This window comes from Burkholderia sp. MSHR3999 (assembly GCF_000833595.1).
Taxonomy (GTDB): Bacteria; Pseudomonadota; Gammaproteobacteria; order Burkholderiales; family Burkholderiaceae; genus Burkholderia; species Burkholderia ubonensis.
On sequence record NZ_JRFO01000007.1, the window covers coordinates 2,478,144 to 2,499,554 of the forward strand.

The following is a 21,411-nucleotide window of genomic DNA, read 5'->3' on the forward strand; positions in this document are numbered from 1 at the left end:
CCCCGTGACGCCCGATTGTGGCCGCAAACTGGTTTATGCTGTAGATCCGGTTTGACACAATTTCAGCGAACCAGAATCATGGCGCGAACCACCCGCCACATCGAAATCCCTTCGCTCGGCGCCCTCGACCGCGCCGCCGGCAACCTGAGCCGCCAGCTTGCGCAGGCGCTGCGCGATGCGGTCCACAACGGCGACATCCGGCCGGGCGACGCGTTGCCGTCCACGCGCCTGCTCGCGGCGTCGCTGCGGATCGCGCGCGGGACCGTGGTCGACGCCTATGCGCAACTGGTCGCCGAGGGCTTCCTGGAATCGCGCGGCGGCGCAGGCACACGCGTCGCGCAGGCGCTGGCCGAGCCGCCGCCGCTCGCCGCGCCGGCCGCCGCTACTGCACGCGGGCGCCCGGCCCGCGCCGGCCGCACGCGCGGCCTGCCGGAGCCGGCGGCGGCGTTCGCGCGGATCGCGCAGGAATTCAGCCCGCTGCCGGCGGTGCCGTTCGCGATCTCGGTGCCCGTCGGCCCGACGGCGCCCGACGACATCTGGCGCCGGCTCGGCAACCGGCTGCGCGCGCGGGGCGCGGGCGCGCCGTCCGGCTACGCCGATCCGCTCGGCGCGCTGCCGCTGCGCGAAGCGATCGCCGACCATGTGCGCAAGTCGCGCTCGGTGCGCTGCGAACCCGGCCAGGTCGTGATCACGAGCGGCACGCAGCAAGGGCTCCATCTCGCGTGCCAGGTGCTGCTCGGCGCGCACGACCAGACCTGGGTCGAGAACCCCGCGTACCGCGGCATCACCGCGCTGCTGGAAAGCACCGGCCGGCGCGACGCGATGGTGCGCGTGCCGGTCGATGCGGACGGCATCGACGTCGAGGCCGGCATCCGGATGGCGCCGCACGCGCGGGCCGCGTTCGTCACGCCGTCGCACCAGTATCCGCTCGGCATGCCGATGAGCATGGCGCGCCGCAACGCGCTGCTCGCGTGGGCACGCGAGAACCACGCGTGGATCGTCGAGGACGACTACGACAGCGAGCTGCGCTACGAGGGCTATCCGTTTCCTTCGCTGCAAGGGCTCGATCCCGAGCGCGTGGTCTATCTCGGCACGTTCAGCAAGATCCTGTTCCCGTCGCTGCGGCTCGGCTACGTGATCGCGCCCGACGACCTGATCGCCGCGTTCTGCGGCGCGCGCGTGCTGATGGATCGCCACGCGCCGACCGCGGACCAGCACGTGCTCGCGGCGTTCATCGCGCAAGGCCATCTCGACCGCCACATCCGCCGCGTGCGCGGCGTCTACGCGGACCATCGCGCGCAACTGATCGACACGCTCGGCGCACGACTGCCGAGCGCGCTCGCGTGGCTGCAGCCGGGCGATCAGGGGATGCACATCGTGCTGTGGCTCGCCGCGCATCTCGACGATCGCGAGGTCGTCGCGCGGGCGGCCGACGCCGGCGTCGCGGTGCGCGCGGTGTCGCCGATGTTCGCGCCGGGCACCGGCCGCCCAGGCCTCGTGCTCGGCTTCGGCGGCTTCGACCGCGCGCAGATGGAGGCCGCCGCGCAACGGCTCGCCGACGTGATCGCCATGGTGGCGGCGGCCAACGCACAGCCGTCGCGGCGCTGACCATGGCGGGTGCGGCGCGCGCTCGCGAACCCGGCAATTCGTCAGGCAAATCGCCATCGATCGCGAGCCGAGACGTTGTCGGCGGGAAACAAGTGTAATCGTCTGTAAATCCTGCAAGCGGGAGCCGGTTTTGGCCGTCGGCGCGCCGGTTCCGTTTGCTACGATCGCGCCTTTTCCGCCCGCGCCCCGCCAACGTGAATCGCCGAACCGTGACGTTTTTCCGCGAGCAGTGCGCAAGGTGGCTCGCCCGCGTCCGGCCGCCGGCAGCCGCCTGCGCTGCCGCCGTCCGCTCCGCCCTCGCCGCCGGCCAGCGCCGCCTGCGGCATCCGACGCGGCGCGGCATCGCGCTGACGTTCGCCGCGATGCCCGTGCTGGGGCTGCTGGCGTTGCTCGCGTTCGTGCCGTTCACGCCGAGCATCGGCGACATCCGCAAGGCGCGCATCGACCGCCCCGCGCAAATCATGTCGGCGGACGGCCAGGTGATCGCCGAATTCCGGCCGGTGAACCGCGAATGGGTGCCGCTGTCGCAAATCTCGCCACACATGGTCGACGCGCTGATCGCGACCGAGGACCGCCGCTTCTACGATCACCACGGCATCGACTGGCGCCGCACGCTGGGCGCCGCGCTGCATACGTTCTCCGGCGACCGCCAGGGCGGCTCGACGATCACGCAGCAGCTCGCGCGCAACCTGTATCCCGACGAAGTCGGCCGCGCGCCGACGCTCACGCGCAAGCTGAAGGAACTGGTGACCGCGTTCAAGATCGAGAGCGTGTACACGAAGGACCAGATCCTCGAGACCTACCTGAACACGGTGCCGTTCCTGTACAACGCGTACGGCATCGAAATGGCCGCGCGCACCTACTTCGACAAATCGGCCGCCCAGCTCGACATCCTTGAAAGCGCGACGCTCGTCGGCATGCTGAAGGCCAACAGCTATTACAACCCCGTGCTCAACCCCGAGCGCGCGCTGCAGCGGCGCAACACCGTGCTCGGCCAGATGGAGAAATACGGCAAGCTGCGGCCCGACGCGTATGCGGCGCTGACCCGCCGGCCGCTGCGCGTCGATTTCGAACCGCAGGCCGCGTCGCCCGGCCTCGCGCCGCACTTCACCGTGCTGTTGCGCAAATGGCTGATCGCGTGGGCCGACCGCAACAACTACAACATCTACTCGGACGGGCTCGTCGTGCGCACGACGATCGATTCGCGCCTGCAGGAGATCGCCACGCAGGCGGTCGAACGGCAGACGGACCGGCTGCAGGAAATCGCGAACGACGCGTGGCGCGGCCCGAACGGCTGCGGGCTGCGCAACGACCTGTTTCGCAGCTTCATCCGCCAGACGCCCGACTACCGCAGCGCGCGCGATGCCGGCCTGACGGACCCGGTCGCGCTGCACAGGCTCGGCGCGAATCGCGACTTCATGCGCGCGCTGTGCCGGAGCAAGACGCAGGTGCAGGCCGGCTTCGTCGCGCTCGATCCGCGCAACGGCCAAATCCGCGCGTGGGTCGGCAGCCCCGACTTCGGCGACGAACCGTTCGATCACGTGCAGCAGGCGCGCCGCCAGCCGGGCTCGACGTTCAAGCCGTTCGTCTACGGCGCGGCGTTCGCGGACGGCCTGCGGCCGGACGACACGTTCGTCGACCACAATGTCGCGATCCCGCTCGACGCTCACGCGGTGTGGCGGCCGACCGACGCGGAACCGCCGACCGGCTTGCCGATGACGCTGCGCGACGCGCTCGCGCATTCGCGCAACCGCATCACCGCGCAGCTGATGCAGCACGAAGGCCCGGCGAAGGTGGTGCGGCTCGCGCGCGCGATGGGCGTGCGCGAGAGTCCGCTCGACGCGGTGCCGTCGCTCGCGCTCGGCACGAGCCCGGTCACGCTGAAGGAGATGGTGTCGGCCTACGGCACGATCGCGAACCGTGGCATGTACGTCGAACCGCAGATGGTCACGCGCATCGAGGATCACGACGGCAAGGTGCTGGCCGCATTCGCGAGCCCGCCGCCGGAACGGGCGCTGCCCGCGAACGCGGCGCTGACGCTCGTCGACGTGATGCGCGACGTCGTCGATCGCGGCACCGGTGCGGACATCCGCGCGCGCTACGGCATTCGCGCCGACGTGGCCGGCAAGACGGGCACGACGCAGGACAGCGCCGACGGCTGGTTCATCCTGATGCATGCGCAACTGGTAGCCGGCGCGTGGGTCGGCTTCGACGACGGCCACGTGACGCTCGGCAGCGACTACTGGGGAGAGGGCGCGCACAGCGCGCTGCCGATCGTCGGCACGTTCTACGATGCCGCGTTGCGTGCACGCGTGATCGATCCGCGCGCGCAGCTGTCGCCGGATTTCCGGCCGAGGACCTACACGCCGCCGCCGAAGCGACATCCGCGTCCGGGTCTGTTCGACTGGCTCAGGCTGTTCCGGTAACGCAACGTCACCGGTGCGGGTCGGCTCGACCGTCCGCGTACAGCCACACCGGCACGCCGTCGTCGCGCAGCGCGGCGACCGGCTCGTCGACGCTCCAGCTCTGCGCAAGCTCGACGCGCCGGACGAACCACGGTTGCAGCGTCGCGTCCGCTGCGTGCTGCCCTTCGTCGTCGAACAGCGCCGCATCGCCGATCCGCGTATAGCGCGCGGGATGCAGCACCGTGCCGTCCGCACGGAACACCGCCGCGCGCACGTCGTCGCTGCCTTCCGCGTATCGGCAGGCGAGCCAGCCGTGATCGGCGCCCCAGTGCAGGCCCGCCACTTCGTCGTACTGACCGAGCGCGATCGTCGCGCCGGTGTCGAAGTCGCAGACCGCCAGCGACGCCGGTTCGCCCGGCATCACGCCGACCGCATGGCGCGTGAACAGCTCGGCCGGCACTTCTTCGTCGTCGGGCAGCCACTGGAGCGCACCCGCGTTCGTGAAATCGAACGGCGTCAGCGCCCGGCCGTCGCCGTCGACGATCGCGCAGCGCGCGTCGTCGCGTTGCACGACGTAGCGCATCGCGCCGAGTTCGTGCAGCGTCTCCATCCGGTTTATATCCGCCAGCGGCGCCACCCGTGCATAGCGCGGCTCGATGACGACCCGGCCCGTCACGTCGACGAGGCCCGCATGACCGTCCCGCTGCGCGAGGTACGCGTTGCACTCGGCCGACCATTCGAGCGACGTCCATTCCGGCCGCGCGCGCCATTGACCATCGCGGCCGACGAGCCCCCAGCGGTCGCCATCGCATACCGCCGCCCCGTCGAGCACGAATTCCTGCGCGGCGTCGAAGCGCGGCGGGATGACCCACGCGCCGCGCCTATCGACGAAGCCCCAGCGGCCGTCGACGCTTGCGGATGCGAGCCCGCCGGCGAACTCGCCGAAATCGTCGAGCGACGGTTCGAGCACCCATGTGCCGTCCATCCGAACGAGCCCGAACTTGTCGCCGACGCGCACGCACGCAACGTCGTCGTCGAAATCCCACACTTCGTCGAACGACGGTTCGCGCACGATCTGCGGGCCGTCGTCGAACCGTATCAGCCCGACACGGCCGTCGCGCGCGGCCCAGATCAGGCTCCAGTCGCGCGCGCCGCTGCGCCACAGGCCCGTCCATTCGGGCGGCAGGACGATCTCCCACGCGTCGCCCGCGTCACGGCGCGCGCCCCACAACCCATTGCGCGCCCGGAAGCTGTAGAGCGCATGGTCGAGATAGTCGCCGTGCACCTCGCCTTCGCCGGCGAAGTCCGCGTAGGCGACGCCACGCGGCGGGTTCTGGCGCCCGAAGTAGACGTGCGACATCCCGCCGAACCCGAAATGCCACGCCCACGCGCCCCAGCCGGACGCACGCTCGATCTCCAGCGCGTCGCGCACGCCGCGCACGTCGCGAAAGTCCATGCAGTTTGCGACGCGCCACCACAGGCGCGTGCACGCATCGCGCTCGGCATCGATGTAGTCGTTCGGGCCGTGCTCGTCGCACCACGACAGTTCGTCCAGGTTTGCGGACAACAGCGGCGCGCCGTGCGCGCCGCCGAGCGCGTCGATCTGCTCGCCGAGGTGGCGCACGACCGCGTCGAACTGGCGCGCGAGCGCCGGGTCATCGCCCTTCAGCGGATACGCGGCAATGAACGCCGCGAGCCGGCTGATCCGCGCATGCGCGGCGCGTGCGTCGCTGACGAGGTTCGGCGTGCCCGCGTCGCCGAACACGCGCTGGTACGTGATCGCTTCGCCCGCATCGCCGCGGGCGAGCAGCACGCGCCACAGCACCGGAAAGTGGTTGTTGGCCTCCGCGAACTCGATCGTTCGCGCGTCATCTCCCGCGCCTGCCTGGAGGTACAGCCATGCTCGATTGCCCATCGGAATGCTTGTCCTTGTTGTAGTTGACGATCCGGTATCGCATGCGGCCGTTACGGTGTCAGCGCGCTGCCGCCGCTCGCGGCAGGCGCCGGCTCACCGGCTGGCCGCGCGAGGCCCTGACCGATGCTCGATCTAGGGTCTGTTTACATACGGAACGCGCATGCGAATGCCCGAAATCGCTCGTAGGGCAAGGAGCAAGGAGCGCCGTTTGGCCGAGCCAAACAAGCGACGCGCGACGCCGCCATACGGGCGATTTCGGGCATTCCCCTGGAATGGGTTTTCAATTTGGGGTTGCCACGAGAACGGCCGCTCGCCGCGTTGCGCTCCTTGCGAATACGTCCAGTATTCGCGGCGTCGCGCGCCTCGCGAGCGGCCGTTCTCGTGGCAACGCATGCGCGTTCCGTATGTAAACAGACCCTAGCGCCCCGCCGCGGCCTTTGCGGGCGACGCCGGCGAATCGCCGCTGCGGGCGACCGGATACAGCTCGGCGCCGTCGACCTGGAAACCCTGCATCGACAACAGCAGCACGCCGGTCGTCGAATGCTTCGTGGTCCAGCCGTTGCCGGTGATCGACGTGACCTGATACGGCGCGCCCACCGGCATCCGGATCAGTTCGCCGCCCGGAATCATCAATACGCAGGCGCCTGCGGGCCGCCCGGCCGCGCCGTCGGGATCGGGCGGGTCTTCGCGCGCGGGCTCGGTTTCGGCGGCCCATTGCCCGGCATCCCTCACGCGCAGCGCGAATTCGCCGCCGATCTTCTCGACGCGCAACGTTGCGGGCTTGTCCGGCGCCGGCGCGTAATCGCCGAGCAGCGCGTAGCACGCGCCGCCCGCTCGCGCGGAAACGGACACGAACAGGAGCAGGCAGAACAGAAGAATCGGCACGACGGGTTCCTCGATATTCGAATTGTTGTCTTGAAGTCCGGCGCGCACGCGTCCGGAAGCGGCGACACGGCCGGTCGCCGCCAGGGTGGCAAATATAACGAAGACCGGTGATGCGCGCCAGCCGCCCCGGCCCTGCGCGAACGCTCGCAGCCGATGCCGAGGCTGCAAGCCTTGCTGAAGCCGTACTGCGCGGGCCGATGAAGTCGTGAATCGCGTCGTCCTGACGGTCGAGCGTCAGCGTGCCGCAGGTGCGGCCGAACGAGGCCGGCATACGCCGGGCGCCCGAACCTGCGCCGGCGGCCGGGCCGGCCGTCAATCCGCGGTATCCCCGCCCTTCGGCACCTTCGCCCACGCGTTGCGGCCCGGCAGCGGCGCCCACGCCGGGCGCGTCTTGCGCGCGGTATCGATGACGACGAGATAGCGGCCCTCGTTCGGCGTGATGTCGCGCCCGGGGTGCAGCACCCAGAACGACTTGCCCTCCTCCGCGCGCGCCTCGTAGTCGGCATCGAGCATCCCGTGACGGTCGATGAACGTGTTCAGCGACGCCGGAATCCGCACGCAGCCCTTCGAATGGCGGACGCCGAGCAGCGGTTCGAGGCGCCCCGGGTCGGTCGCATGCATCTGGAAGCGCATCGCCGACACGCCGCCCTTGCCCCAGCCGCGCTCGCTGTCCACCCAGCCGAAGTCGTAGATCCGCATGTCGCGGCGGCCGTAGCCGCGAATGCCGTTGTCGTTCGTCGTGCCTTCCGCGCGGAAATCCATGTTGTCCGGCGTGTGCGTGAACACGCCGAGCGGCGTCGTGAAGTGGTCGTACTTGCCGGGCAGCCCGGTCGCGACCGGCGCCGCGCCGATCATGAGCCACGCGTTAGCCGACGTCGCGCGGAAGTAGATGAAGAGCGCCTGCACGGCCGGCGCGCGATCGACCATCACCACGTATTCGCCGGCGAGGTCGGCGAGTCCGTTGGCCGCCAGCGCCTGCTGCAGACGCTGGCCATAGGCGCGCTGCTCGCCTGCCGGCACGTTCAGGCGGCGCGTCACTTCCTGCGCGAACCGCTTGCGCATGTCGACCGCGCGCGCGGTCGCGCTCGCGGCGTCGGCGGGAGACAGCGGCGGATGCATGCGCGGCAATGGAATCGCCACCTCGCTGGCAGGCGTGCCGGAGGAGGCGGGCGCGGCGGATGATGCGCCCGATGCAGCAGACGATGGTGCAACAGTTGCCGTCGGCGACACTGCGGACGCAGGCGACGCAGCGAGAGCGGGAAGTGCCGAAACCGCGGCGCATGCGCACGCGGCAAGCGAAGCGGCAAGACAGCGCGGCCACATGAAGCGCCGCGTTACGCGAGGAAACTTCATACGATCGATGCCATCGGCCGAAGCGGCCATCGCGCGTGCCGAACGAGCGCACAGTCCGCGCGAGGCCACGACGCATCGAACGCCGACGCCTCGCCGCTGCGCGCCCGGCCGCGCGCAGCGCGATCAGGCCGATGGGGGTGCGAGAGTCGTCTGACTTTTCATTCTACGCGCGTGGGACATGCGGCGCTTGCGCGCCGCGCGGCCGCTACTTCGAGATCGCTTCGAGCGCGATGCCCCTGGTGCGCGGCCCCATCAGCCCGATCACCGCCATCACGACCGCCATCGCGCCCGCGATGAACACGAACACGCCGGCGGTGCCGAAGCCCTTCAGCACGGCGGCGATCGCGAACGACGTGAAGATCGCCGAGAAGCGGCTCCACGAATAGACGAAGCCAACCGCGCGCGCCCGGATCGCGGTCGGGAACAGTTCGGCCTGGTATGCGTGGAAGCTGTACGACATGATGTTGTTCGCGAGCGTGAGGCCGATGCCGAGCACGATCAGGAACGCGGCCGCCGTCGTCTGGCTGAACAGCAGCCCGCAGACCACCGCCGCGCCCGCCATCGCGACGATCACCGACTTGCGCTCGAAGCGGTCGGCGATCAGGAGTCCGATCAACGGGCCGATTGGCGCGGCCAGCGCGATCACGCTCGAATACGCGAGGCTCGTCGTGATCGTGATGCCCTGCTTGATCAGCAGCGTCGGCACCCAGTTCGCGAAGCCGTAGAAGCCGACCGTCTGGAACACGTTGAAGATCGTCATCATGATCGTGCGGTTGCGGTACGGCGGCACCCACATGTCCCGGAAGCTGCCGCGCGCGGGCACCGGCTGGGCAGGCGCGGGCGGCGGCAGCGGGCGGCCGTATTCCGCCTCGACCTTCGCCTCGAGCGCGCACATCACGCGGTCGGCCTCGTCGAGCCGGCCCTGCTGCGCGAGCCAGCGCGGGCTCTCCGGCAGTGCGCGGCGGATCCACCAGACGAAGATCGCGCCGTGCGCGCCGATCAGCACGACCCAGCGCCAGCCGTCGAGGCCGAGCGGCGCGCGCGGGACGAGCAGGTATGCGAGGAACGCGACGACCGGCACCGCGGCGAACCCGACCGCCTGCTCGCACGCGAATGCGCGGCCGCGGATCTGCTTCGGCACGAGCTCCGAGATGTACGTGCCGATCGTCACCATCTCGACGCCGAGCCCGAGGCCGACGACGAAGCGCCAGAAGTTCAACCCCGCGGCGGTGTCCTGGAACGCCATCACGACATTCGCGGCCGTGTACCACAGCAGCGACCACGTGAAGATCGCTCGGCGTCCGAAGCGATCGGCGAGGAAGCCGCACGCGATCGTGCCGATGAAGAGGCCCGCGAACAGCGCGGCGATGAAGCTCGCGACGCCGGTGGTGCCGAACAGTCCGTGGGTCGTCGCGGTCAGGACGCCGCTCTTGACGAGGCCGGGCGCGACGTAGCCGCTGTACAGCAGGTCGTAGAGTTCGAAGAAGAAGCCGAGGCTCAGCAGCACGACGAGCTTCCAGACGCTGCGGGTCGGCGGCAGGCGGTCGAGGCGGGCGGAAATCGAGCCGGCGTCGAGCGTGGAGTTCGGCGTCGCGGGCGCCCGTGGAGAAGTTTCCGTTGAAGCCATCGTGTGCGCGTCTCCTGATGTTGTCTTGTCGTGTTGTGTCGTCGTCAGGCGGCCGTCGCGCGGCCGTCGTGCGAATCGGTTCCATTGTACCGGCCCCGCACATTGTGTAAATTTCGTAACCATCTGTCGGCCGGCGCGCTGCCGCGCCGCACGGCGGATCGACCGCCGCGCAACGCCGCGCAAGCGCGTCACGCCAGTCTGCGCATGGCGCAACCGCCCCGCCGCCGCACATCCTCGACACATCGCGCCCTGCATCCCGCTATGCTCGGAAGATTCCGCGGCAGCGGCCGACGCCGGCGCACACCGGTAACATGCCGTCTACCCAACCGTGACAACCCGTGGACGATCTGCCGGCAGCGGCCATGTCGGCAAATCGTAAGGATTCCATGCGCATACAACAATTTTCCACTTTCGCACGCCGGGTCGCGCTGATCGCGTTGCTGGTCCTGATTCCGGCCGCAGCGGCGTCCGCGTTCCCGTCGCCGGCTTCCGGATCGGGCGCGGCGACCGCCGACGGCGCGTCCGCCCCGACGATTTCGTTGAGCGACGCGGTCGCCGAGCTGAAGCAGATGCAGGTCGAGCAGGACCGCATCAAGCAGCAGACGTCCGCCACGACGAACGGCAAGGTGCTGGACTCGCTGGCCGACTCGACCCAGGCATTGAGCGCCGCCGTCGACAAGCTGAGCGCGCAACTGGTCCCGCAACGCGCGAAGATCCAGGCGCAGCTCGACGTGCTCGGGCCGCCGCCCGCGCCGGGCGCGGCGCCCGAAACCCCGGCCGTCGAGCAGCAGCGCGCGACGTTGAACGCGCGCAAGGCGCAAATCGATGCGGCGCTGAAGCAGGCCGCCGACCAGAAGGGCAATCTCGCCAACCTGACCGACCAGTTCTCGAAGCTGAATCGCAGCCTGCTGAAGAACCAGCTCGTGCTGCGCTCGGGCAGCATCTTCGGCGCGCAATTCTGGCTGCCGCTGTTCCGGGTGCCGCCCGGCGACGCGCAGCGGCTCGGCGATTTCGACGAGCAGCTCGTCGCGATGCTGAAGTCGGCCTGGCAGCCGGGGCAGCGCATCGTGACCACGCTGCTGCTGCTTGCCGCGCTCGCGGTCTGGATCGTGGGCCGGCGGCTCGTCGAGCGCGGTCTCGCGTGGTTCTGCGTGAACCGCCTGCCCGAAACCCGCCTGCGCCGCAGCGCGCTCGCGCTGTCGACCGCGGTCACCACGCTGCTGACCACCGGCATCGCCGTGCAGCTCCTCTATGTCGCGCTGGCGCGCCGCTACGATCTCACGCCGACGCTCACTGACCTGTGGGACGAGTTCGCGAAGCTGGCGCTCACCTGTGCGCTGATCGCGGGCCTCGGCCGCGCGCTGCTGTGCACGCGCCATCCGTCGTGGCGGCTGCCCGCGCTCGCCGATCCGGTCGCCCGCGCGATGCGGCCGTTCCCGGGCGTGCTGGCAGCGCTGCTGCTCGTGTCCGGCACGCTCGAGGAAATCAACCGGATCGTCGACACGAGCCTGTCGGTCACGCTGTTCGGCCGCGGCATCGTGGCGCTCGTCGTCACGCTGACGGTCGGCGCGTCGCTGCTGCGCGCGAACCGCGTGCGCAGCGCGCTCGCGGCGGCCGGCGAAGCGCCCGAGCAACGCTCGACGCTCGCGGGGCTGATCCACGCCGGCGTGTCGCTCGCGATCGTCGTGTCGCTGCTCGCGCTGATGATCGGCTACATCTCGGTCGCACGCTTCATCACCTTCGAGCTGGTCTGGTTCGAGATCGTCCTGTGCAGCGTGTACGTGCTGACGCAACTGACGCGCGACGCGTGCGCCACGCTGTTCAACGCGAACCTGTCGAGCGGCAGGCAGATCAAGCACCTGTTCGGGCTCGGTGACAAGCATCTCGAACAGGCGCAGACCGTGCTGTCGGGCCTCGGCACGAGCCTGCTGATGCTGCTCGCGGTGATCGCGCTGCTGACGGGCGGCTTCGGCACGACGCCGGGCGACCTGCTCGACAGCCTGGTCGCGGTGGTCGGCGGCCAGAAGCTGCAGAGCCTGAACATCATGCCGGACCGGATCATCAACGCGGTGATCGGCTTCGCGATCGGCGTCTACCTGCTGCGCGCCGTGCGGCGCTGGCTCGACAACGAGTTCATGCCGGCGCTCGGCATGGACCCCGGCATGCGCGCGTCGCTCGTCACGCTGTTCAGCAACGTCGGCTATGCGCTGATCGTGCTGATGACGCTGGCGCTGCTCGGCGTGCGGTGGGACAAGCTCGCGTGGATCGTCAGCGCGCTGTCGGTCGGCATCGGCTTCGGCCTGCAGGAGATCGTGAAGAACTTCGTGTCGGGGCTGATCCTGCTGACCGAGCGGCCGGTGAAGGTCGGCGACATGATCAGCATCAGCGGCGTCGAGGGCGACATCCGCCGGATCAACGTGCGCGCGACCGAGATCCAGCTCAGCGACCGCTCGACCGTGATCGTGCCGAACTCGCAACTGATCTCGCAGAACCTGCGCAACGTGACGATGGGCAACAGCACGCAGGGCGTCGCGACGCTGGTGCTGACGTTCCCGCTGAACACCGATCCGGAGCAGGTGCGCGACCTGCTGCTCGATGCGTACCGCGAGCATCCGTCGATTCTGGAGAAGCCCGCGCCGTCGGTGACGTTCAGCCAGCTCACGCCGGACGGCATCACGCTGAGCGTGACGGGCTACGTCGCGAGCCCGCGGATCGCGGGGTCGACGAAGAGCGACCTGCTGTTCGAGATCCTGAAGCGGCTGCGCGCCGCGCAGATCTCGCTGTCGAGCCCGCGGATGCTGATGGTGCAGAACATGCCGGCGGGGGAGGCGTCGCCCCGCTGAAACGCAAAGGGCGTTTGCGACGACCGCAAACGCCCATTTCCCGGTGCCGGCGCGTTGGCCGCCGAGCGGCGGCGCCCCGCATCACACGTCGAACTTCACCCCCTGCGCCAGCGGCAGCTCTCGGCTGTAGTTGATCGTGTTCGTCGCGCGGCGCATATACGCCTTCCACGCATCCGAACCCGACTCGCGCCCGCCGCCCGTCTCCTTCTCGCCGCCGAACGCGCCGCCGATCTCCGCGCCGCTCGTGCCGATGTTCACGTTGACGATCCCGCAATCGCTGCCCGCCGCCGACATGAACTGCTCGGCCTCGCGCATGTCGTTCGTGAAGATCGCCGACGACAGGCCCTGCGGCACCGCGTTGTGCACGTCGATCGCCTCCGCGAAGTCGTCGTACACCATCACGTAGAGAATCGGCGCGAACGTCTCGCGCTCGACCACCGCCGTCTGCTTCGGCATCCGTACGATGGCCGGACGCACGTAGTACGCATCCGCGTGGCCGAAGTCGACGCGCTCGCCGCCCTTCACCTCGCCGCCCTGCTCGCGCGCATCGGCCAGCGCCTTCTGCATCGCGTCGAACGACGCGCGGTCGACCAGCGGGCCGATGAGCGTGCCGGCTTCCAGCGGGTTGCCGACCGTCACCGACGCATAGGCCTTCTCGAGGCGCGGCAGCAGTTGATCGACGACGCTGCGGTGCACGATCAGGCGGCGCAGCGTCGTGCAGCGCTGGCCGGCCGTGCCCACCGCGGCAAACGTGACCGCGCGCACGACGAGATCGAGATCCGCGCTCGGCGCGACGATCATCCCGTTGTTGCCGCCGAGCTCGAGGATGCCGCGGCCGAGGCGCTGGCTCAGCACCTTCGCGACTTCCTGGCCCATCCGCACGCTGCCCGTCGCGCTGACGACCGGCACCTTCTTCGACGACGTCAGCACCTCGCCGACGTCGCGCATGCCGAGCACGAGCTGGCTCAGGCCTTCCGGCGCCACGCCCGGGTGCGTCTTGTCGAACTCGCGCAGCGCCTTGCCGAGCAGCACGTGGCACGCGATCGCGGTGAGCGGCGTCTTCTCGGACGGCTTCCACACGACCGGATCGCCGCACACGAACGCGAGCGCCGCATTCCACGCCCACACCGCGACCGGGAAGTTGAACGCCGAAATCACGCCGCACACGCCGATCGGGTGCCACGTCTCCATCATCCGGTGGCCCGGGCGCTCGGACGCGATCGTCAGGCCGTACAACTGGCGCGACAGGCCGACCGCGAAATCGCAGATGTCGATCATTTCCTGCACTTCGCCGAGCCCTTCCGACGTGATCTTGCCGGCTTCGAGCGTGACGAGCCGGCCGAGCGCGGCCTTGTGCTCGCGCAGCACGTTGCCGAACACGCGCACCAGTTCACCGCGAACCGGCGCGGGCACCGTGCGCCACTTGAGGAATGCCGCGTGCGCGGCGTCGATCTTGCGCTCAGCGTCGGCAGGGCTGTCGACGGCCAGCGTCGCGAGCGTCGCGCCGTCGAGCGGCGAGCGCGCGGTCAGCGCATTGCCTTTCCACTGGGCGAGATCGATGTCGAGCGCGGCAAGAATGTCGTTGAATTGCATCACTTCCTCTTCAGGGACAGATTGATCGGTGCGGCGGCAACGCCGCCCGCGTGATTCGATTGGAGCGCGTTCGCGCGCCCTGTGCAAGCGGATGCGCGCCCGGCGGCCGTCCGGCGGCCCGGCCGCGCCGCCGCGCGTCTCCTCGGGCCGCGGCGTGCGATCCATGGCCAGCATTGTCGATGGCCACAAGTCGGGCGGCTATTGATATTAACTCACGACTTCATTCCCAAAACGCATCACGGCGCCGGGTCCGGTCCGACCTTTCCCGAGCGCGGATCGGACGCGTCAAAAGCCCTGCGGCACGGCCGGCCGCGCAACCTCGGCGCACGCTGCGGTGCGTCATCACTTGATGACGAGGACGCATCAACTAGTTCGGAAATATCGTTTGCCGCTTGCGCTTCGACCCCACACAATTTGACCAGCGTCAAGGCGTGCGGCACAGCACCCGACGCACCGACGGCCGCCATGCCCCGCGTTGCCGGGCGCGGCCTGACCCCAGACGAAGTCGACATGCTCCCGGCCCGACACCCCGGGCACCGCGCGTGTCGACGCCGCCCGGCAGGCGGCGGGCGGACATGCCGCGCTTCGTCTCCTCAAAACAATCCCGGAGACAGCGCCCAACACCCATGCGCCCAGATTCCCACCCCGCTTGCGCGAGCCCGGCCGGCTCGCGCGCATCCCAGCCCCATCTCCACCGCAGCCTGCAGGCGCGCCACCTGCGCATGATCGCGATCGGCGGCTCGATCGGCACCGGCCTGTTCGTCGCGTCCGGCGCGTCGATCTCGCAGGCCGGCCCCGGCGGCGCGATGATCGCGTACATGGTGATCGGCCTGATGGTCTATTTCCTGATGACGAGCCTCGGCGAGATGGCCTCGTTCATGCCCGTGTCGGGCTCGTTCGCGACCTACGGCGCGAAATTCGTCGACGAAGGCTTCGGCTTCGCGCTCGGCTGGAACTACTGGTACAGCTGGGCCGTGACGCTCGCGGTCGAACTGGTGGCCGCGCAGCTCGTGATGAACTACTGGTTCCCGCACGTGCCGGGCGTCTGGTGGAGCGCGCTGTTCCTCACGCTGATCTTCGCGCTCAACGCGTTGTCGGTGCGCGGCTTCGGGGAGGCCGAATACTGGTTCGCGCTGATCAAGGTGCTGACCGTGCTCGCGTTCATCGGCGTCGGCCTGCTGATGATCTTCGGCATCATGCAGGGCGGCCCGAGCACCGGCTTGGGCAACTTCACGATCGGCGACGCGCCGTTCGCGGGCGGCTGGGCGACGATGCTCGGCGTCGCGATGATCGCGGGCTTCTCGTTCCAGGGCACCGAAATGATCGGCGTCGCGGCCGGCGAATCGGAGAACCCGCGCACGACGATCCCGCGCGCGGTGAGCCAGATCTTCTGGCGAATCCTGCTGTTCTATGTGCTCGCGATCTTCGTGATCGGCCTGCTGATTCCGTACACCGACCCGAACCTGCTGAAGAGCGACGTGACCGACATCGGCGTGAGCCCGTTCACGCTGGTGTTCCGTCATGCGGGCCTCGCGTTCGCGGCCGGCGTGATGAACGCGGTGATCCTGACCGCGGTGCTGTCGGCCGGCAACTCGGGCATGTATGCATCGACGCGGATGCTGTACAACCTCGCGGTCGAGGGCCGCGCGCCGAAGCTGTTCGCGAAGCTGTCGCCGGGCGGCGTGCCGCGCAACGCGCTGTACGCGACGACGGCGATCGGCGCGCTGTGCTTCCTGACCTCGCTGTACGGCGACAAGACCGTCTACATGTGGCTGCTGAACTCGTCGGGAATGGCCGGCTTCATCACGTGGCTCGGCATCGCGGTCAGCCACTACCGGTTCCGCAAGGGCTTCCTGAAGCAGGGCTACCGGCTCGACCAGCTGCCCTATCGCGCGAAGTGGTTTCCGTTCGGGCCGCTGTTCGCGTTCGTGCTGTGCGTCGTCGTCGCGCTCGGCCAGGACTATCAGGCGTTCCTCGCCGCCCGGATCGACTGGATGAGCGTCGCCGCGACCTACATCGGGCTGCCGTTCTTCCTCGCGATCTGGCTCGGCTACGCGCTCGTGCGCAAATGCCGGCTGGTCCGCTACGAGGACATGGAGATCGCGCCGTGGGTCGAGCGCAATGCGGCGCCCGAGCCGGCGCCTGCCGTCGCGTCCGCCTATCCGGCCTACGTCGCCGGGCCGGCGAACCCGACGCCGGGCGCGTGACCTTGCCCGCCGCGTCGGCTGCCGCATGACGGCGGCCGGCGCGGCGCCGCCCGCATTCGACGCGGCGCGCGCGCGTTCAGGCAAGATCGACGCGTGCCGTATGTGTTTCCGTCGTTCCTCCGTCATCGAATCGCATGCAGAATTTCTACGAAGCCACCGTTTCCCGCCAGCCCTACGCGCAACTGACCGACACCGTCGACACGCAGGTCTGCATCGTCGGCGGCGGCCTCGCCGGCCTGTGCACCGCGCTCGGGCTCGTCGAGCGCGGCGTGCGCGACGTCGTCGTGCTCGACGGCGAACGGGTCGGCTACGGCGCGTCCGGCCGCAACGGCGGCTTCGTGTTCGGCGGCTACAGCCTCGACAACGCCGACCTGCTGCGCACGCTCGGCCGCGACGAAGGGCGCCGCCTGTACCGGCTGACCGTCGACGCGGTCGAACTGATCCGCGCGCGCATCGCGCGCTACGGCATCGACTGCGACATCGTCGACCGCGGCGTGATGCTCGCGAACTGGTTCGACGATCCGTCGCGGCTCGACGGGCTGCGCACGCTGATGAAGACGGAATTCGACGTCGACTGGGAGCCGGTCGCGACCGACGCGCTGCGCGCGCGGCTGAAGACCACGCGTTATCACGGCGGCCTGTTCGAGCCCAACGCGTTCCATTTCCACCCGCTCAAGTACGTGCTCGGCGTCGCCGCGGCCGCGGCGCGCGGCGGCGCGCGCATCTACGAGCAGTCGGCCGCGCTCGGCATCGCCCGCGACGGCGCGGGCTACGTCGTGCGCACCGCCCGGGGCACGGTGCGCGCGAAGGACGTCGTGTTCGCGGGCGGCGGCTACGCGCGCGGCGTGTCGCCGCGCATCGAGCGCGCGGTGCTGCCGATCGCGACCTACGTGATCGCGACCGAGCCGCTCGGCGCGCGCCTCGCCGACGCGATCGACGCGCCGTACGCGATCTACGACACGCGCTTCGCGTTCGACTACTACCGTCCGCTGCAGGACACGCGGATCCTGTGGGGCGGCCGGATCTCGGTGCTCGACCGCGGCCCGGACGCGATCGCCCGCCTGCTCAAGCGCGACCTCGCGCGCGTGTATCCGCAGCTCGCGGACGTGAAGGTCGAATACGCGTGGGGCGGGCTGATGAGCTACGCGCGGCACAAGATGCCGCAGATCGGCCGTGACGCCGACGGCGTCTGGCACGCGATCGCGTTCGGCGGGCACGGGATGGCGCCGACCACGGTCGCGGGCGAAACGCTCGCCGCCGCGCTGGCCGGCGAGCGGCCGGTGCCGGCAGGCTTCGCCGCGTTCGGCCTGACCCGCACGTTCGGGCTCGCGGGGCTCGCCGCCGCGCAGCTCACGTACACCGCGTACCAGGCGCGCGACGCGCTCGCGGCATATCGCCACTGAGCGCCCTGAGCGCAACTGAGCGCCCGCGCGGCGGCCCGCCGGGCGCTGCGCGGCGCTGCCGGACATATCCGGACTAGAACGAAAGGTCGGCAAAACGGCGAATTTCCACATGCTAGAATGGCCCGTCCAAGCCGCCGTGAAGCCACCAATAAACGTCACATGAAAACAGGAAGCAGGGCCGCCACGTCCGACAACCGCGCGGTTCCGTCCGAGGCGCGGCGCAAATACGATCCCGAGCAGACCAAGCGCAACATCCTCGACGTCGCCACGCAGGAGTTTTCCGCGATGGGGCTCGCCGGCGCGCGCGTCGACGCGATCGCCGAGCGCACGAACACGACGAAGCGGATGCTCTACTACTACTTCGAAAGCAAGGAAGGCCTGTACGAGGCCGTGCTGGAGAAGGTCTACGGCGACATCCGCGCGCTCGAGCAGGAGCTGCACGTCGGCGACATGGAGCCGCGTGAAGGCATGCGCCGGCTCGTCGAGTTCACGTTCGACTATCACGACAAGCATCGCGATTTCGTCCGTCTCGTGTCGATCGAGAACATCCACGGCGCGAAGTATCTCGAACAGCTCAAGTCGTTCAAGAACCGCAACGTCAGCATCATCAAGACGCTCGAGGAATTGCTCGAGCGCGGCGCCGCGAGCGGCGCGTTCCGCAAGGACGTCGACGCGTTCGACCTGCACCTGCTGATCAGCTCGTTCTGCTTCCATCGCGTGTCGAACCGCTACACGTTCGGCGCCGCGTTCGGCCGCGATCCGTCGGCGCCGCGCCTGCGCGCGCGGCATCGCGACACGATCGCCGAGGCCGTGCTGCGTTACGTCGCCGCCGAATAGCGCCGCGCGACGCGCGCATCAGCCCTTCGGCGCGGGCGCGGCCAGTGCAACCCGCGCCTTCTCCTCCGGGCTTCCCGCCACGAAATACTTCTTCGCCCAGCTCGCATCGGGCGCCAGCGCGAGCCGCGGATGCGGCGACGCGCCGCGCGTCTTCGCGTCGATGGCTAGCGCCCGCGCGCGGTAGTGCTCGTACAGCCGCAGGAATTCCGCCAGATAGGTCGCGGCGATGCGCGCGTCGCGAATCTCGAGCAGGTTCTCGTCGTTGTATTGCTCGGAATTGCGGCTCATGTTCGCCGATCCGCTGTAGACGACCGGGTTCGCGCCCTCCGCGTCGATCACGATGAACTTGTGATGGATCACGACCGGCGGATACGCGGGCGCGGGCTCGCCCGGAAACAGCCGCAGTTCCGGTTCGAAGCCTTGCGGCGCCGTCGCCGGCGAAAAATACCGCGCGTCGATCACGTCGCGATGGTCGCGGCCGCGGTGGTACAGCTCGAGGTTCGCGAGCGTCGCCGCATCGAGCGCCTGGCCGTTTTGCTGCGCGGCATCGGCCTTCGTCGCGCTGTCGATGCTGATCCGGTTGACGAGCCCGAACATCATCAGCCCGCGGTCGCCGGCCGCGAAGCACGCATCGCGCAACGCGGCGTCGGTCGGCATGAACAGGCAGAACGCGACCGAATGCTGCGCCGCCTCGATTGCCGCGACGATCGTGTCGATCTGCGTGCGCTGCCCGGCCGGCTCGGGCGAGAACGACACCCGCACCCGCGCGCCGCCGACCGTCACCGGCTCCGACCATCCCGGCGACAGCCGCGCCGTCTCGGCGATCGGCGGATTCGCGGCGAGCGCACGCGCGCGATCGTTGTACAGCGCGGCGAGCGCCGGCGAATCGAACGTGTGCAGCACGTTCGCCTGCTCGGTCAGGCCTTCGGTCGTGAAGTTCGCCGAGCCCGTCAGCAGGCGCGCCGGCGCGGCGCTCCCCGGTGCGTCGGTCACGATGAACTTGTCGTGCATGATGTGCGTCCGGTCGCGCGGCGCGAGCGTCGCGAGCCCTTGCAGCGCGTCGACGGCCGGCTGGTTCGGCGACGGCAGCGGCGGCCGGCCCTTGCGCGCCGTCACATGCGCGTCGTAGACGATTGCGAGCGACGCGTCGCCGTGCGCGCGGCCGAACGCGTCGAACGCGGGCAGCGCCCACAGCGTGTCGGTCAGGTGATAGACGGCCGACACCGCGCGCGACGCGGAATCGAGCATCTGTGCGAACACCTGCTCCATGTCGTTCGCGAGCCACGTGCGCAGCTTCAGCGCCTGGTCGGCGGCGGGCGCCTCGCCGGGCGCGAGATGCAGCGCCGCGACCTGCTTCGCGAATGCCTGCGAGCTGACCACCGCACGGTTGAACCACGTGCCGACGCCATCCTCGACGTGCGCGGGCAGCACGACGTCGCACACGCCGCGTTCCGCGTCGAGCACCTGCAGGCTCGCCGGCGTGCCGACGACCGGGTACACGTCGTAGCGGAATGCGCCGCCGCGGTCCTGCGGGTCGATCCGCGCGTCCCACCACATGAATTTCTGGATCGGCGCCTGGTCGGTGGGCGCGTCGCCCTGCGTGTCGGCGGCCGGGCCGTCGAACGTCAGGCGGTTCGGCAGCCAGCTATAGGGCGCGCGCGTTCTCCCGTCCGCCGACCAGAAGCCCGGCGTGCGCCTGATCGCGAAACCGAGGAAGTCGTCTCGCGCCGGCGCGCCGGGCCAGTCGAAGGCCAGCAGCACCAACGTCGGGGAAAGATAGCTGCGCACGCTCACGGACATCGTCGTTCTCCTTGGCTTTATCGCCTGACCAGGTCGAACGGGTCAGTCTTCCGCGCGGCTTTGCCGTGGAAATGACGCTTCGATGAATCTTGTGTGTCGCGGGACGCGCGTCAGTCGCAGACGAGCAGCTCGATGCCGCGCGCGACCAGCGTGCGGCGCACTGCTTTGTCGGGCGCGCGCTCGGTCACGAGATAGCGCGCCGCTTCGGTGCCGTTGATCCGCACCGGCGTCACGCGGCCGAACTTCGAATGGTCGGCGACGACGATCGCCGTGGCGGCCGCGGCGATCATGCGGCTGCGCACTTCGGCGGCAAGCCGCGAGTAGTCGGTGAATTCGCCGTCGGCCGTGATGCCGCCCGCGCCGACGAACGCGAAGTCGACGTGGTATTGCGCGAGCTGCTGGATCGTGTCGAGCCCGAACGTCGCATCCTCGTCGTCCGACAGCTCGCCGCCGAGCAGCGTGACGCGATTGCCGTTGCGGCGCGCGAGCACCAGCGCGGTGCGCCAGTCGTTCGTATACACCGCCAGCCGGTGCTTGTCGGCGAGTGCGAGCGCGACCGCATGCGGCGTGCTGCCGGAATCGATCAGCACCGACGCGCCGTCGGGCACGAATTCGGCCGCGCGCCGCCCGATCGCGCGCTTCGCGTCGGCGTTGGCCGCCTCGCGCTCGGACAGGCTCGGCTCGCGGCGGTCCGCGGCCAGCGCGCCGCCGTGCGTCATCACCAGCAGCCCGCGCGCCGCCAGCGCGTTCAGGTCGCGCCGCACGGTCTCCCGCGACACGTCGAGCGAACGCACCAGTTCCGCGACCGACAGCGCGCCCGACCTTCCGAGTTCCGACAGGATGAATTGGTGACGTTGTTCCGCCAGCATCTCGCGACGCGCCCGAGGCGACCAGTGAATGAGTAGCGCGCCATTGTAGTACGGCCGTTTGACGGC

The 21,411-nt window shown here is 69.7% G+C and carries 13 protein-coding genes; 6 read left to right on the forward strand and 7 right to left on the reverse strand.

Going from position 1 to position 21,411, the window contains the following annotated elements; translation table 11 throughout:
- Window positions 1–78 precede the first annotated feature (78 nt).
- Both pdxR and KY49_RS34255 read left to right on the forward strand, forming a co-directional pair.
- Window positions 79–1,608 carry a MocR-like pyridoxine biosynthesis transcription factor PdxR gene (gene pdxR / locus KY49_RS34250; RefSeq protein ID WP_042588640.1) on the forward strand — a complete coding sequence of 510 codons (1,530 nt, stop codon included), beginning with the start codon at window positions 79–81 and terminating at the stop codon, window positions 1,606–1,608.
- 194 nt (window positions 1,609–1,802) lie between these two features.
- The gene (locus KY49_RS34255) at window positions 1,803–4,034 is read left to right on the forward strand and encodes a penicillin-binding protein 1A (RefSeq protein ID WP_231636634.1); all 2,232 of its coding nucleotides are present in this window, start codon (window positions 1,803–1,805) and stop codon (window positions 4,032–4,034) included.
- A 7-nt stretch (window positions 4,035–4,041) separates the two neighbouring features.
- On the opposite strand, the gene KY49_RS34260 is transcribed toward KY49_RS34255, so the two are convergent.
- The 4 genes from KY49_RS34260 to KY49_RS34275 all read right to left on the reverse strand — a co-directional run bounded on the left by KY49_RS34260 (window position 4,042) and on the right by KY49_RS34275 (window position 9,793).
- Complete coding sequence (locus KY49_RS34260; protein WP_042588642.1) at window positions 4,042–5,928, reverse strand: WG repeat-containing protein; 1,887 nt, start codon at window positions 5,926–5,928, stop codon at window positions 4,042–4,044.
- A gap of 417 nt (window positions 5,929–6,345) precedes the next feature.
- Window positions 6,346–6,813, reverse strand: a complete 468-nt coding sequence (locus KY49_RS34265) for a hypothetical protein (RefSeq protein WP_042588643.1) — start codon at window positions 6,811–6,813, stop codon at window positions 6,346–6,348.
- Window positions 6,814–7,125: 312 nt separating this feature from the next.
- The gene (locus KY49_RS34270; protein WP_442854665.1) at window positions 7,126–8,166 is read right to left on the reverse strand and encodes a hypothetical protein; all 1,041 of its coding nucleotides are present in this window, start codon (window positions 8,164–8,166) and stop codon (window positions 7,126–7,128) included.
- 205 nt (window positions 8,167–8,371) lie between these two features.
- Window positions 8,372–9,793, reverse strand: coding sequence for an MFS transporter (locus KY49_RS34275; RefSeq protein WP_042588645.1), 1,422 nt, complete (start codon window positions 9,791–9,793; stop codon window positions 8,372–8,374).
- Window positions 9,794–10,179: 386 nt separating this feature from the next.
- Here KY49_RS34275 and KY49_RS34280 point away from each other — a divergent pair, with 386 nt between their 5' ends.
- Entirely contained in the window at window positions 10,180–12,636 is a 2,457-nt protein-coding gene (locus KY49_RS34280) for a mechanosensitive ion channel family protein (RefSeq protein ID WP_042588646.1), read from the forward strand.
- 81 nt (window positions 12,637–12,717) lie between these two features.
- Here the strand turns inward: KY49_RS34280 and amaB are convergent, their stop codons facing one another.
- The gene (gene amaB, locus KY49_RS34285; protein WP_042588647.1) at window positions 12,718–14,229 is read right to left on the reverse strand and encodes an L-piperidine-6-carboxylate dehydrogenase; all 1,512 of its coding nucleotides are present in this window, start codon (window positions 14,227–14,229) and stop codon (window positions 12,718–12,720) included.
- A gap of 626 nt (window positions 14,230–14,855) precedes the next feature.
- Between amaB and KY49_RS34290 the strand changes: the two genes are divergently transcribed.
- The 3 genes from KY49_RS34290 (at window position 14,856) to KY49_RS34300 (ending at window position 18,676) form a co-directional block, all read left to right on the forward strand.
- Window positions 14,856–16,436, forward strand: a complete 1,581-nt coding sequence (locus tag KY49_RS34290) for an amino acid permease (RefSeq protein WP_042588648.1) — start codon at window positions 14,856–14,858, stop codon at window positions 16,434–16,436.
- A 134-nt stretch (window positions 16,437–16,570) separates the two neighbouring features.
- Window positions 16,571–17,839, forward strand: a complete 1,269-nt coding sequence (locus tag KY49_RS34295; RefSeq protein WP_042588649.1) for an NAD(P)/FAD-dependent oxidoreductase — start codon at window positions 16,571–16,573, stop codon at window positions 17,837–17,839.
- 159 nt (window positions 17,840–17,998) lie between these two features.
- Window positions 17,999–18,676: a TetR family transcriptional regulator gene (locus tag KY49_RS34300; RefSeq protein WP_042588650.1), complete on the forward strand. Its 678-nt coding sequence runs from the start codon at window positions 17,999–18,001 to the stop codon at window positions 18,674–18,676.
- 18 nt (window positions 18,677–18,694) lie between these two features.
- On the opposite strand, the gene KY49_RS34305 is transcribed toward KY49_RS34300, so the two are convergent.
- Both KY49_RS34305 and KY49_RS34310 read right to left on the reverse strand, forming a co-directional pair.
- Window positions 18,695–20,476: a phospholipase D-like domain-containing protein gene (locus KY49_RS34305; RefSeq protein WP_042588651.1), complete on the reverse strand. Its 1,782-nt coding sequence runs from the start codon at window positions 20,474–20,476 to the stop codon at window positions 18,695–18,697.
- A 110-nt stretch (window positions 20,477–20,586) separates the two neighbouring features.
- A complete protein-coding gene (locus KY49_RS34310) occupies window positions 20,587–21,345 on the reverse strand; it encodes a DeoR/GlpR family DNA-binding transcription regulator (RefSeq protein WP_010089307.1) in 759 nt (252 codons plus the stop codon).
- Window positions 21,346–21,411 lie beyond the last annotated feature (66 nt).

What these genes read in the sequence shown, in the direction of transcription:
- pdxR (WP_042588640.1), top strand. Translation starts at nt 79, where the DNA reads ATGGCGCGAACCACCCGCCACATCGAAATCCCTTCGCTCGGCGCCCTC.
- KY49_RS34260 (WP_042588642.1), bottom strand. Translation starts at nt 5,928, where the DNA reads ATGGGCAATCGAGCATGGCTGTACCTCCAGGCAGGCGCGGGAGATGAC.
- KY49_RS34270 (WP_442854665.1), bottom strand. Translation starts at nt 8,166, where the DNA reads ATGAAGTTTCCTCGCGTAACGCGGCGCTTCATGTGGCCGCGCTGTCTT.
- KY49_RS34275 (WP_042588645.1), bottom strand. Translation starts at nt 9,793, where the DNA reads ATGGCTTCAACGGAAACTTCTCCACGGGCGCCCGCGACGCCGAACTCC.
- KY49_RS34280 (WP_042588646.1), top strand. Translation starts at nt 10,180, where the DNA reads ATGCGCATACAACAATTTTCCACTTTCGCACGCCGGGTCGCGCTGATC.
- amaB (WP_042588647.1), bottom strand. Translation starts at nt 14,229, where the DNA reads ATGCAATTCAACGACATTCTTGCCGCGCTCGACATCGATCTCGCCCAG.
- KY49_RS34290 (WP_042588648.1), top strand. Translation starts at nt 14,856, where the DNA reads ATGCGCCCAGATTCCCACCCCGCTTGCGCGAGCCCGGCCGGCTCGCGC.
- KY49_RS34295 (WP_042588649.1), top strand. Translation starts at nt 16,571, where the DNA reads ATGCAGAATTTCTACGAAGCCACCGTTTCCCGCCAGCCCTACGCGCAA.
- KY49_RS34300 (WP_042588650.1), top strand. Translation starts at nt 17,999, where the DNA reads ATGAAAACAGGAAGCAGGGCCGCCACGTCCGACAACCGCGCGGTTCCG.
- KY49_RS34305 (WP_042588651.1), bottom strand. Translation starts at nt 20,476, where the DNA reads ATGTCCGTGAGCGTGCGCAGCTATCTTTCCCCGACGTTGGTGCTGCTG.
- KY49_RS34310 (WP_010089307.1), bottom strand. Translation starts at nt 21,345, where the DNA reads ATGCTGGCGGAACAACGTCACCAATTCATCCTGTCGGAACTCGGAAGG.